The organism is Bacillus mycoides, assembly GCF_018742245.1.
Taxonomy (GTDB): Bacteria; Bacillota; Bacilli; order Bacillales; family Bacillaceae_G; genus Bacillus_A; species Bacillus_A cereus_U.
In genome coordinates this window covers 4,831,125-4,843,777 of the sequence record NZ_CP036132.1, presented here as the reverse complement: position 1 = coordinate 4,843,777, position 12,653 = coordinate 4,831,125, and the positions used below count along the sequence as shown (strand labels likewise).

Here is a 12,653-nt window from a genome sequence, read left to right as displayed (position 1 = left end):
AATAGTCGGAATTAGGTAGTGAAATGAATAAGGAAAGCTGAAGTTACATATTGCGCAGTTGCAAAAAGGACTGCAAGTGTAATGTAGAAAAAGCATAGGTTTTATTGTAGCGTATGCCGGAATGAAATTAGTGGGAAATTGGGGGAGAGCATATTGAAGTTTTGTGGAACTTGTAAGAAGCAGGTTGCAGGCCATTTGAACTTTTGTCCTAAGTGCCGCAGTAAATTAGAAGAAATATCGGGCGATACGGCTGCTTCTAGTGAGGAGATACAATTAGAGACAAGACCAGTGCAAATTAATAAAAATGTATTTTTGATCATTGGTTTCATCGTAATTGTTGCTTTATTATTTGGGGCATATCAATTTGGGGCAAATAAGTTTTCAAAAGAAAAGCAAGTAAATGTAATGATCGAGGCATTCCAAAATAAAGATGTTAGTGCAATCGATGAGTTTGTGAAAGTAGATGATCCAGGCCTAAAGGTTAAGCCAGAAGATATTAAAGCATACATACGTTATTTAAAAGATAATCCTTCGTACAATAAGACATTATTGTCCTATTTACAAAAAGAGGCAGTAGATGAAAATTCAGCAAGTGATACAGCATCTTTTCAAGATGGGACAATTATAGAAGACGGGAAAGAGTGGTTCTTATATCCAAAGTATAAGTTCAGTATGAAATCTTATTACATGAATGTTAGCACAACTGCAAAGAATGCTGAAATATATGTAAATGATAAAAAAGAAACAGAGCTTTCTAGTGGTAAAACTTCGAAAGAATTAGGACCATACTTCCCAGGTGCTTATGTTGTAAAGGCAAAGGCGAAGTCAGAGCTTACTGAATTAGAGACAGAAAAAGAAGTGGATTTAGCAAACGAAAAGAATGGGACAGTAGAAGTGAATTTATCACTTGAAGGAAATTATGTAACCATTTCTTCTGATGAAAAAGAAGCGGCTGTTTTTGTGAACGGTCAAAAGCGTGGGAAATTAAGTAACGGAAGCTATAAACTTGGTCCTGTAGCGACAGATGAAACGATTGAAGTACATTTAGAGAAAAACAGCGACCTTGGTGTCATTAAATCTGAAAGCATCAAAATTGGGGAACAAAGCACATATTATTTAAAGTTCCCGAAAGAAACGTCAAGCTCAGCAGCTGGTGAATTTGTGCGAACACATATTTATGATAATGTGCGCGCGATTTCATTAAATGATTTTAGCATAATTGAAAGTAATTATGATAAAAGCGGGCCATCGTATAAGGAAGACCGTGAATACTTACAATATCTACACAAAAAAGGAATTACAGAAGATCTATTAACGATGGATATTCGTAATGTAGAACGTCAAAGTGAAACGAAATATAAAGTAACGACATATGAAGAGTATCATATTCGTTACGGTGATGGATCTGTTAAGTTCAAAAGTTTTAATAATGAACATATCGTTACGGTTAATGGGAATGGCAAGATATTGTACTATTCTCTTGGAGCCAATAATACGCTGAAATCAGAGGAAATATCTGGTCCGACTCGTTGATATAAGAAAGAGGCTGTTCAACTTTGAACAGCCTCTTTTTTTGTAATTAGAAGCGCGCTTCCTTTAATATCGCTTGTACATATGGATCATTTAATATTTGTTCTATGAGCGGTAGCATTTCTTGCTCGAATGGAATATCAATAGGGAATGGCTTTTGAGAGCCTGGTTTTATTCCGTATTGTACGAGTTTGTAATGTGTATGTTCTTCAGACTTGAGCACAATTAATTTATAGCGATTGTCATCGTTTGTTAGTGAGAAGTCAATTGCGATTGCATCATATGTTACATCATCTTTATATATGTACGGTTTTGGTGTACCGACCCAGTCTACTTTTGCTTGTACATTCATGGACATAACCTCCTTATAGCTATTATAAAAAAATAAAAGCCAGCTCTCAATAAAGAGAACCGGCTGTAATTTAGCAGTCATTGGTTATTTTAAAATTTTCACTTTAACAGTTTTGCGTCCCCATTTGTTAGCAGCGCTATCTGATCCAAGTAGAATGTCGATACGGTTACCTTTAATTGCACCGCCAGTATCACCAGCGATTGCTTCTCCATAACCTTCTACCCATACTTTAGATCCTAACGGGATTACTTTCGGGTCAACAGCGATCATTTTCATGTTTGGGTTCGCTGTTAGGTCATGACCCATTGCAGTTAATACACGGCCGCCGTATGTGCCACCGTTTTCGCTCGGATGAGCTGTATATGCTGTAGCTACAACAGTTAACTCACGACCATTAGAAGGTTCGCTAGTTTCAGCAGCTTTCACAGCAGGCTTAGCAGCTGTTTTTACTGGTGCAGGTGCTTGAGCCTTAGCTGGTGCTGCAGCTTTAGCAGGAGCAGGCGTTTCTTGTTTCTCAATAACAGGTGCTGTACCTGTTAAGAAAGGAACATGAACATAAGCCGTTTTCCCGTTATATTCAAATTGTAACCACTCATTTTGTACTTGGTTCGTTGTTTCGATCATATCGTCTTTCTTAAGCGTTCCAAGAATTTCTGAGTTTGTGTTCGCTTCAGCACGTACATTTAATACGTTAGCTGTTACATAGTAAGAGTTCTTTGTAAACTCTGTACTTACGAATGCGTCTTTACCATCTAATTTGATTTGTGACCATCCGTTTTCTGTATTTAGAACATCTAATTTATGACCATTCTGTAATTTACCGACAACTTTTGATTCAGTAGTAGGGTTTTCTCGTACATTTAGTACGTCTGTTTTTACAACAGTTTCTGCGTTAGCAGATGCGGTGAAAATCCCAAGACCAAAAACTGCTGCTGTTGCTATTCCAATTAATTTTTTCATGATAGCCTCCATTGCGTTTGTTTTCGTGTCCTCATTATAGCAACAGATTTTTTCGGATTTTGGGAAAACACACAATTACAAACCATTCGTAATAAGTCGTTAACAATTTGTAATATAGCTAGAATTAGAGGAAAGCGTTTTTCATTCCATATAATTAGTAGGTTTCTAGTTATATTCAAAATATTTAATACAACATAATTTTTCGGTGCAAATAAGAATGTTACAATAGTATTACGTAATGATTACTATACAGTTACAATCCTTGAGTATTTTACCGTTTTATGGGTAATATAGTTATATAAACATAAACATCTCGTTTGTGAAGTTATAAACACGCGCTATATACTAGCAAAAAAACCGCATAATTGTTACAAGAAGAAAGGGTTATAAAGAATAAATCTGCCTTTTTTAAAACTGTAACACATCCTTTTTTGGGAAAATCTCTTCCCATCCGCATTTTTCTCACACAATTTGACAGTAGTATTCCAATCTTGTAGCTCTTGCAGAGTGAAAAGGTTGTACGGAAGGTAAGGCTGTCCATAAGAACTCTAATTGGTGAAGGCAAACTTGAGAGAGCCGAAAGAAAATCACCGCAAAAAACTATGGTTTTCTATCCGATTTAACACATCGGAATTTATGATATTCACAAGAAATGAAACATACGAAGGGGGATTTGATGAGGAAACTGACGAAAACATTTATTGTCTCATTAACATTATGCATTGCATTTACACTTTGGGGGATTATTCCCGAATCTATTATTGGAAAAGGTAGCTTAGGAAATGTAACGACTGTAATTCAAGCTGCGCTAGTTAGTAAGTTTGGATGGTTCTATATTATTTCCGTTTCTATTTTCTTAGGAATTGCTATTTTCTTAATTGTTTCTAAGTACGGTTCGATTCGTTTAGGTAAAGATGATGATGAACCTGATTATAGTTATATGACATGGTTTGCTATGTTATTTAGTGCCGGTATGGGAATCGGTTTGGTTTTCTGGGGCGTTGCAGAACCGTTGAATCATTTATACACACCTCCGTTTGGAGAGGGTGCGACTGAAGAGAGTGCACGTCTTGCACTTCGTTTCTCGTTTTTCCACTGGGGATTACATCCGTGGGGATTATATGCACTTGTAGCATTATGTATTGCGTATTTTACATTTAGAAAAGGAAGAGCAAGTACAATTAGTGCGACAGTGGGTCCACTATTTAAAGGCGGTGAACATGGCCGTATTGCCCATATGTTTGATGTTCTAGCTGTATTTGCGACAGTATTTGGTGTGGCAACATCATTAGGACTTGGAGCAAAGCAAATTGCGGGTGGTGTTAGTTATTTAACATCCATTCCAAACTCATTACCAACGCAGCTAGTAATCATCGGAATTGTAACTGTTCTTTATATGCTATCTGCACAAACGGGACTCGATAAAGGAATTAAATATTTAAGTAATGCGAATATTATTTTAGCGTTTGCACTTATGATAATTGTATTATTTGCAGGTCCAACAAACTTTATTATGAATTATTTCACTTCAACAATCGGATCATACATTCAAGAATTACCAAGTATGAGTTTCCGTTTAAGTCCATTAAATGAAGGCGGAAATCAATGGATTCAGTCATGGACAATTTTCTACTGGGCATGGTGGATTGCATGGTCACCATTCGTAGGTACGTTTATTGCTCGTGTGTCACGCGGGCGTACAATTCGTGAATTTGTTATTGGTGTGTTACTCGTACCAACAGTAATTGGTGCGCTTTGGTTCTCTGTTTTCGGAGGAACAGGTATTCATATGGAATTGTTCGACGGGGCGAATATATATGGTCAAATTAAAGAAATGGGCACAGAAGTAGGATTGTTTGCTATGTTAGACCAGATGGGTAGTATGGGCCCGGCTTTATGTGTGTTAGCTATTTTACTTATTTCAACATTCTTTATTACATCGGCAGACTCTGCTACGTTTGTTCTAGCGATGTTAACGACACATGGTAGCTTAAACCCACCAAATCGCATCAAAATGGTTTGGGGTATTGTTCTAGCGGCGATAGCTTCAACCTTATTGTATGTCGGTGGATTAGAGGCGCTGCAAACTGCGTCGATTATTGCGGCATTCCCATTTGTATTTGTTATTTTCTTTATGATTGCAGCACTATTTAAAGAGTTGCAAAAAGAAGGGCGTATGAAACAACATTAATAATAGAAGAAAAAAATCCTGCATATATAAATAGTATTAGGACTGTCGAATGTCGGCAGTCCTTTTTCACTGTTCTATACTATTGTAGGAAAAGCATTACTTTGTTGCGGAATACTATAGATATCGGTAATTTAAAAAGAAAAATCGATATAGTTCGACAATATCCGATATTTTACACATTATATTCATATTTGTGACAAAAATATGTCGGAAATGTGTTGTCACTTTTATGTATATGTGCTATATTATTTCCTGTAAGCGATTTCAAATAGTTTTAAATCGCATTCAAGGGGGACAACTAGAATAATGAAACGTTACGAAAGAAAGTGGAAGCATATTTGCTTGAAACGTGTGGCACATCGAAATGCCCAAGAAAGCACGGAACCGAAGACTGAAACTCGTAAAGAGCATCAAGAGAAGCAATTGGTTCTACAAAAATAGCAATCACTTTTTCGTATATAAATGAAGGTCGATCGTTCGTTGGGGGATGGACGTGAAATAACTTTCTGCTAAGGGGTATTGTCTGATATATAGTATTACGGTAAAAAATAAGCACAGAGCATACGGCGCTCTGTGCTTATTTTTTAATGAAATCTATTTTTCTTTTTTAAATCGTACTGTTTTATCCCAACCAATTACTTGTTTCTTGCTCTTTGCGCGTAAGTAAAGAATGAGACTGCGAATAAACAAATACGTAAAGAGCTGTGCGTACGTAAAGTACATAATGACGCTTATGAAAATGTTGGTCGGTGTAAAGGTTCGTTCGACGCTCTGGGCACTAAATAATTGAGAAACATATGTAATATATGCGACATACCACATAAATAGTAATGGAATGCTATATTGAATTTGGAATATGCCGAGCAGTCCAATTACAAACCAAACGTTTGAAATGATCAGGAATAGCCAAAATACGACATACACTAAAACTTGTTGTAAGGAATGGACGAGAAGTTTTCCTTTAAAGAAGCTTAACGAAGAAAACATTTTTTCTAAAATGTATAAGTTTCCTTGAAGCCAACGTGTACGCTGTTTAATAAGAATGTTTAAATGCTCAGGTTCTTGTTCCCATGTAATCGATTCCGGGACGATTGGTAAGAGATAGCCCTTTTGGGTAATTCTTAATGTTAATTCGGCATCCTCTGCGATTGCATAAGGGTCATAGCCGCCAAGTTCTTCTAATGCGGAACGACGAAGAAGCATATTTGTTCCGGTTAGTGAACCTGTTTGGAATAATAGCCAGCGTCCAGATTGCATAAGGAGCTGGAAAATCTGAAATTCTAATGAAATCATTCGTGTAAGCCAATTTCTTTTTTCATTTACTGTACGAACGTGTCCAACTGCTCCAACGGCATCCTTTGTTGTTTCAGCATGTTCTACGAGCATTCGCAGTGCATGTGGTTCAGGTTGATTATCTGCATCGTAAACACAGAAATATTCACCATCCGAAATGCTAAGGCCGTAGTTTAATACACGCGATTTTCCTTTCGGTTCGCCAGGTGGTACACGAATGTGATGAATATGAGCATAAGCTCTGTCGAAATCATCGCCAATTTCAGGTGTTTCATCTTGAGAGTTATCGTTTAATAAATAAACGTTTAGTTTGCCTGGGTATTCAATCTTTGCCATCGCTTCCAATGTATCTTTAATAACAACCCCTTCATTATGAGCGGGTATTAAAATATCTACACTTGGATAATGTTCTAGCGTACGATCTTTTCGTTTACTATTTCGATGAATTAAGCCCGCAATTGTTAAGAAAGAGTAATAAACGAGTAAAGCAGAGAATAGAAAGGCCGTAAAAATCAATACATATTTAATTGAAAATGTGATGCTGATCCAGAAAACAAGTACACAAAACAAAATAAATAAAAGAAGCATAACGAGTGTCATCATAGTGGGGTATGTCCTTTGGTATTGATTTGTTCTCGTTTTATTTTAATATCTTGAATTGCTTCAGTAGCAAGCCATTGCTTCATTTTTGGATGTAGACGGTTCATTACAATGTCAGCACCGGCTTTATTTGTGTTTTGTAATAAAATGACTAATGTGTTGCTGTCATATTCAGCAGCAAGGTCAAAGTCAGTTCTGACTGTATCAACTAATAATGAAGCTACACGATCCATGACGCTTTCCTTTGTATATTTACTAAAGGAAGTGAAATCGAAGAAAATGATAATTCCTGTTTCATTACGACGATTCATCGCAGTTGTTAATAATGCTTGTCGTCTTTCGAATTCTTGTCTTGTTAATAATTTTGATTCTCCAATGTATTGCTCAAGCACTCTCACTCGTTCAGTTAACTCTTTATTTTTAAGGATAACCTTTTTTAATAGATGGGTTGAAATATAAACAATGAAGAAGTTAGCTGCCATCAGGAAGTGGGTAATAATATATTCCCATTGATCTGATGTACTCCATAAGTGAAGCCATGCTTCATAAAATAAATAGAATACTGAAATAATGGTTCCCAGTATGAAGAAAATAAATGCTGTTTTATCAGCTAAAAATAGGAATAGTACATTTATGATGACATATATAATTGTAAAAATGAGCGCGTGCTCATATTTCGTCACATGTACAGTAGTAAAATAAAATAAAATTTGTAAAATCCACATAGAGAGGACTTTATAGGACTTATCTTTCACGAAACGTTCCTCCTTAAAGATAATTCGTGCTGGATATTTGTAGTATGCACAATTATTAAGAAATGGACCATGTAGCTGGAAGTCCTTTTTTAGCGAGCGACATCAAGTAGTATCCCTCTTGTACAAGAAAAAATAAACAGACATACTAATTATTGTAACATATTGTCTATACATCTAGACATAAAGGGTTTAATATATATAAAAATTATGTTTATACTATATAAAAAAGCCTCCTTTTTAAAAAGGAGGCTTTCATGAATTTATAGGAACATCATACCTGCAACTGCTGCGTTTAAGAAGTTCGCTAGTGTACCAGCGATAACTGCTTTAATCCCTAATTGTGCAATTTGTTTACGGCGAGTAGGAGCTAACGTTCCTGTTACACCTAATTGAATTGCGATAGAAGAGAAGTTTGCAAAACCACAGATTGCGAATGTTAAAATCATATTTGTTTTTGCAGATAACTCTGCCATGTGTGGTCCTAAGTTTGCATATGCAACGAATTCGTTGATTGCAAGTTTTTGACCGATGAAACTTGCTGCTTGCACGGCTTCGCCTGGTGAAACACCGATTAAGATTGCAAATGGTGATAGTAAGTAACCGAAGATTAAATCAAGGCTAAGTTTAATATCGAACCAAGAACCAACCCATCCTAATAGACCATTTAATAAAGCGATTAATGCGATGAAAGCCATTAACATTGCGGCTACGTTAATAACAAGTTGCATACCTTCAGATGCACCGCGTGCAGCTGCGTCAATAACGTTCGCATCTTCACGTTCTGTAGAAAGTTCAACGTTATTATCTACTTTTTCTGTTTCTGGCATAATTAGTTTTGCAATTAATAAACTTGATGGAGCTGCCATAATTGCTGCTGCTAATAAATGCTCTAACGGAATGCCCATCGCTGCATAGCCGACAAGAACCGATCCGGCAACAGCTGTCATACCACTTACCATAATAGTGAAGAACTCACTGTTAGTTAAACGTGCTAAGTAAGGTTTAATTAAAATTGGTGCTTCTGTTTGTCCTAAAAATACAGTCGTTACTGCATTTAAGCTTTCTGCCTTAGAAGTTCCAAGAAGTTTACTTAATGCACCACCAATGAAACTAACTAATTTCTGCATAATACCTAAGTAATATAAGATTGCAACTAATGAACTAATAAATACAATTGGAAGTAGTGCTTGAATAACGAAGATAAATCCCCAAGGTCCTTTTGCGTTGACTAAATCCCCAGCAACGAACTTAATTCCCTCGTAAGAAAAATTGATTAATCCTTGAACACCGTCAGCAGCAATTTTTAAGCCTGCTTTTCCAGCATCCCATCGTAATACAATAAATGAAAATGTCATTTGTAATGCTAGCGCGATTAAAATTGTGCGCCAATTAATAGCTTTGCGGTTGGAAGATAATAAGAAAGCGATTGCTAATACTCCAATCACGCCGCCAATTCCCCATAAAATATTCATGCAGTGTATGCTCCTTTCTCATAGTAAAAAAGTGTATAAACCAGTTGTCTATACTTTTGCGAATATAACATCTTAAGTAACTTATCATAATGGACATCGGAGGTCAAACGTCTAACGAAAAGTTTAAATAAAAAGAAAATTCTTTGAAAAAACACATATGAAATGAATTGACATGAAATAGGTTATGTTTTTTGTGGAAATATATTCATTATGATAACGTTTTGGACAATTTTTATGGAATATAGTGTACGAAATAGGAAAATGGATACATTATTTTTTCGTGGATAGAGAGTAACAGGAGGGGGATATAGGGAACGCATAATAAAAAGAGCCTTCTAGTAAACTAGAAGGCTCTGAAACTATAACTTAAGGTGCTTTCGTATACCCTAAGAAATGGCTTTTCCAATAAGAATTGTTTAATGAAGCGATTGCTACACCTTTATCTCCAGATTGGATAAATGATCCCCCGCCAAGGTAGATACCCATGTGAGAAGGGCCTTTTTTATAAGTGTCTTTGAAATAAATTAAGTCACCTGGTTGTGGATTTGAAGTTTGTGATAAGCTGCTCCAATATCCAGCAACACTTTGGCGGCTAATGTTATGACCAAATTTCTTAAATACGTGGTAGATATAACCACTGCAGTCAACACCATTAGCAGAAGTACCGCCCCAAACGTATGGTACGCCTTGCATAGATTTCGCGTATGCAAGTAGAGAAGAACTGTCACCGCTATTATTAGTGTTATTGTTATTGTTGTTATTATTTTGATTGTTATTTTGGTTGTCGTTAGGCTTATTATCTACTGCGCCACCAACTGGTGTTTTAGATAGGAAACGTGTTCCGATGTAACCAGTTTGACCGTTGTAGTTAATTTTACTCCATCCAGAGTTTTCAGAGATTACTTGAACCTTCTGTCCTTGTGGAAGTGCGCCTATGATTCTATAATTTGTACCTTCGCCGCTACGTACATTTAGTGCAGAAGCATTAATGTAGTAGTCGCCAATTGCACCTTGATCAGGTTGTTTCGGTTGTTCAGGAGTAGCAGTGCCACCTTTAACGAATTTTACAAATTCGCTACTAACATAGCCTGTTTTTCCTTGGTAGTTTACTTTAAACCAGCCGTTTTCAGATCCAACTACGTTTAATGTTGTACCATTTAACACGCCGCCAATTACACTATGGTAAGCAGCAGGGCCTGTACGAACACGTAGAGATGTTGCGTTAACGACGTAAGTACCACCAGTTTGAACAGTTCCATTATTATTTTGCTCTTGGTTGTTACCTTGAGTAACGTTTTCGTTAGAGCCGCCTTTTGTTACGTAGTCTTTGCTTAAGTAAGCTGTTTGTCCTGCGTAATTGATTTTGAACCAATCTTGAACTTCGCCTACAACTTGTACTACTTGTCCTTGTTTAACAGAACCTACAGTTGGATGAGAAGTGCTAGGACCTGTACGAACGCGAAGGGAAGATACATTTACTGTATAGTTTCCGCTTGCTGGTTGAACAGTTGCTTCATTGTTACTATTGTTGTTATTGCTTGTAGAGCCAGTATTTGAAGAAGCGCCTGATACAAATTGGCTACTAACATAACCAGTTTGTCCGTTATGGTTGATTTTCACCCAACCATTTTCTTCTCCAATTACGTTTAAAGTTTGTCCTTCATATACACGTCCTGCAACAGAACTAGAAGTGTTAGGAGCTGTACGTACACGTAATACATCAGCAGTAACTTTATTGTTGCCACCTGTACTTACATTGTTATTTGTTTTTGCACCATTTTTTGATACAAATTCGCCACTAACATAGCCTGTTTGTCCATTATGGTTAATTTTGAACCAACCATTTTCTTCTCCAATTACGTTTAATGATTGACCATTATAAACGCGAGAGATGACGTCGTGAGAAGTACTTGATCCTGCGCGAACATGTAGCACGCTAGCATTCACCGTATATGATGAACTGTTTGATGCGGAAGCTTGGACAGTTTGTGTAGCAGCTTTTTGTGTGTTTTGTTCAGGGGCAGCTTGAACGCTATCAAGTGTAGGGGCTGCTCCTCCTGCTACAGACACTGCCGCAAGACCGGCAAGGTATTTTTTCATGATTTTTCGATTCCTTTCTGTCTGTAATGTAGTTAAGAAATATTTACCAACTGTTAAAAATTCTAAAGAGCATGTCGATTACTGTCAAGACTTATGTGGGAATCTGAATATGACAAAAAGATTACAAGAAAAAATCAAGGCATAAATCCACACCTTGATTTCCATTTAAATACATATATTTGATGCGAGAAATGAGAAGATTATTCGTATTTAGGAAGATGTGCTGTTGGATTTTAAAAGGCTTTGAGAAAATGACCTTTGTAGTAATTTGGTGATAGGGCCAACTTGACCATCTTGAATCGCAGTTCCATCGAGATGGGTCATCGGCAAAATTTCAATAGTCGTTCCCGTAAAGAAGCACTCATCTGCTTGATAAACATCGCGAACGCTGAAAAGCTCTTCTTGTACAGGAAGTTGAAGAGTGTTAGCTAAAGAAAGGACGTACTGACGAATAATGCCGTTTAAAATAAGGTGATTGGCTGGATGAGTATACAGTGTTCCGTTTTTTATGAGAAAAAAGTTAGAGTGGCTACCTTCAGTTACAATACCATTTCGTACGAGAAGTGCTTCTTTACAACCTTTGCGCTCAGCTTTCGTATAAGCTAATACATTTGGTAATAAATTTAGCGATTTAATATCACAGCGGAGCCAGCGCGTATCAGGTTCTGATATAGCACGTACACCGTATTCAATCCATAAAGCTGGTCTTTCCTTTTTTGAAATATAAGCATAGATTGTCGGAGTTGTGTCATATGAGAATGCATGTGCTCGAGCTTGTACACCACGAGATACTTGTAAGTAAATGGTTCCGTCTTCGTGGAAATTATTGTTTTCAATTAATTTGTAGAGCAAGGTGATGAGTTCGGCTTTTGAGAAAGGGAGTGATAACTCTATTTCTTCCATGGATCGATATAATCTTGTTAAATGTGGGTCTAATAAGTGAAAGTTTCCGTTATAGAGGCGAATAACTTCATAAACGCCATCGCCAAATTGTAAACCTCTTTCTTCAAGTTCTATGTACGCGCGATGTTTCGTTGTATCAATAACTGCATCATTCCATAGTACAAATCTTTCGTATGCCAATTTTCGTCCCATCCTTTCGTTAGTACATGAATAAAAAGCACTCTAGTTATTTTTATGTAAGCAATTCTCTTCATACGACGTATATGTATTTATTTGCAAATCATAGAGAAGTAGTGGTGACTTATAGCATTTTGTATATACAAATTCGAAAATGAGAAATAAGAATCCTGCTTTTTGAAAAAAAAAAGCAACATTCGTATGGAATGTTGCACAAGGAGGGTAGCTATCTTTCATAGGGACATCGTCTTTAAAGGTTTCATTTATGCAAACAAAACACTTGGAAAGACAATTATAAGAAAGTTGAAAACAAATGATGC

The 12,653-nt window shown here is 36.6% G+C and carries 10 protein-coding genes; 3 read left to right on the top strand and 7 right to left on the bottom strand.

Annotation, left to right across the window (positions count from 1 at the left end; genetic code table 11):
• Window positions 1–153 precede the first annotated feature (153 nt).
• A complete protein-coding gene (locus tag EXW56_RS24970) occupies window positions 154–1,533 on the top strand; it encodes a zinc ribbon domain-containing protein (RefSeq protein WP_033716660.1) in 1,380 nt (459 codons plus the stop codon).
• A 46-nt stretch (window positions 1,534–1,579) separates the two neighbouring features.
• Here EXW56_RS24970 and EXW56_RS24965 read toward each other — a convergent pair whose 3' ends face one another.
• Both EXW56_RS24965 and EXW56_RS24960 read right to left on the bottom strand, forming a co-directional pair.
• The gene (locus EXW56_RS24965) at window positions 1,580–1,882 is read right to left on the bottom strand and encodes a DUF3910 family protein (RefSeq protein ID WP_002198823.1); all 303 of its coding nucleotides are present in this window, start codon (window positions 1,880–1,882) and stop codon (window positions 1,580–1,582) included.
• A gap of 84 nt (window positions 1,883–1,966) precedes the next feature.
• On the bottom strand, window positions 1,967–2,842 hold the full coding sequence (locus EXW56_RS24960; RefSeq protein WP_199660457.1) for a cell wall-binding protein EntA: 876 nt from the start codon (window positions 2,840–2,842) through the stop codon (window positions 1,967–1,969).
• 676 nt (window positions 2,843–3,518) lie between these two features.
• Between EXW56_RS24960 and opuD the strand changes: the two genes are divergently transcribed.
• Window positions 3,519–5,033, top strand: a complete 1,515-nt coding sequence (gene opuD / locus EXW56_RS24955) for a glycine betaine transporter OpuD (protein WP_002112946.1) — start codon at window positions 3,519–3,521, stop codon at window positions 5,031–5,033.
• Window positions 5,034–5,339: 306 nt separating this feature from the next.
• Window positions 5,340–5,474, top strand: coding sequence for a hypothetical protein (locus EXW56_RS27875; protein WP_002068447.1), 135 nt, complete (start codon window positions 5,340–5,342; stop codon window positions 5,472–5,474).
• Between the two features lie 153 nt (window positions 5,475–5,627).
• On the opposite strand, the gene EXW56_RS24950 is transcribed toward EXW56_RS27875, so the two are convergent.
• The 5 genes from EXW56_RS24950 to EXW56_RS24930 form a co-directional block, all read right to left on the bottom strand.
• The gene (locus tag EXW56_RS24950; protein ID WP_098988423.1) at window positions 5,628–6,929 is read right to left on the bottom strand and encodes a glycosyltransferase family 2 protein; all 1,302 of its coding nucleotides are present in this window, start codon (window positions 6,927–6,929) and stop codon (window positions 5,628–5,630) included.
• On the bottom strand, window positions 6,926–7,681 hold the full coding sequence (locus tag EXW56_RS24945; protein WP_098988422.1) for a diguanylate cyclase domain-containing protein: 756 nt from the start codon (window positions 7,679–7,681) through the stop codon (window positions 6,926–6,928). Before EXW56_RS24945 ends, EXW56_RS24950 begins: the two co-directional genes overlap by 4 nt.
• A gap of 260 nt (window positions 7,682–7,941) precedes the next feature.
• Window positions 7,942–9,153 carry a NupC/NupG family nucleoside CNT transporter gene (locus EXW56_RS24940; protein ID WP_002112942.1) on the bottom strand — a complete coding sequence of 404 codons (1,212 nt, stop codon included), beginning with the start codon at window positions 9,151–9,153 and terminating at the stop codon, window positions 7,942–7,944.
• A 366-nt stretch (window positions 9,154–9,519) separates the two neighbouring features.
• On the bottom strand, window positions 9,520–11,253 hold the full coding sequence (locus EXW56_RS24935) for a C40 family peptidase (RefSeq protein ID WP_098988421.1): 1,734 nt from the start codon (window positions 11,251–11,253) through the stop codon (window positions 9,520–9,522).
• A 210-nt stretch (window positions 11,254–11,463) separates the two neighbouring features.
• Complete coding sequence (locus EXW56_RS24930; protein ID WP_080013674.1) at window positions 11,464–12,348, bottom strand: D-amino-acid transaminase; 885 nt, start codon at window positions 12,346–12,348, stop codon at window positions 11,464–11,466.
• Window positions 12,349–12,653 lie beyond the last annotated feature (305 nt).

Bases quoted from the DNA above. Each gene is read 5' to 3' on its own strand.
- EXW56_RS24965 (WP_002198823.1), bottom strand. From the start codon at position 1,882: ATGAATGTACAAGCAAAAGTAGACTGGGTCGGTACACCAAAACCGTAC.
- EXW56_RS24960 (WP_199660457.1), bottom strand. From the start codon at position 2,842: ATGAAAAAATTAATTGGAATAGCAACAGCAGCAGTTTTTGGTCTTGGG.
- opuD (WP_002112946.1), top strand. From the start codon at position 3,519: ATGAGGAAACTGACGAAAACATTTATTGTCTCATTAACATTATGCATT.
- EXW56_RS27875 (WP_002068447.1), top strand. From the start codon at position 5,340: ATGAAACGTTACGAAAGAAAGTGGAAGCATATTTGCTTGAAACGTGTG.
- EXW56_RS24950 (WP_098988423.1), bottom strand. From the start codon at position 6,929: ATGATGACACTCGTTATGCTTCTTTTATTTATTTTGTTTTGTGTACTT.
- EXW56_RS24940 (WP_002112942.1), bottom strand. From the start codon at position 9,153: ATGAATATTTTATGGGGAATTGGCGGCGTGATTGGAGTATTAGCAATC.
- EXW56_RS24935 (WP_098988421.1), bottom strand. From the start codon at position 11,253: ATGAAAAAATACCTTGCCGGTCTTGCGGCAGTGTCTGTAGCAGGAGGA.
- EXW56_RS24930 (WP_080013674.1), bottom strand. From the start codon at position 12,348: ATGGGACGAAAATTGGCATACGAAAGATTTGTACTATGGAATGATGCA.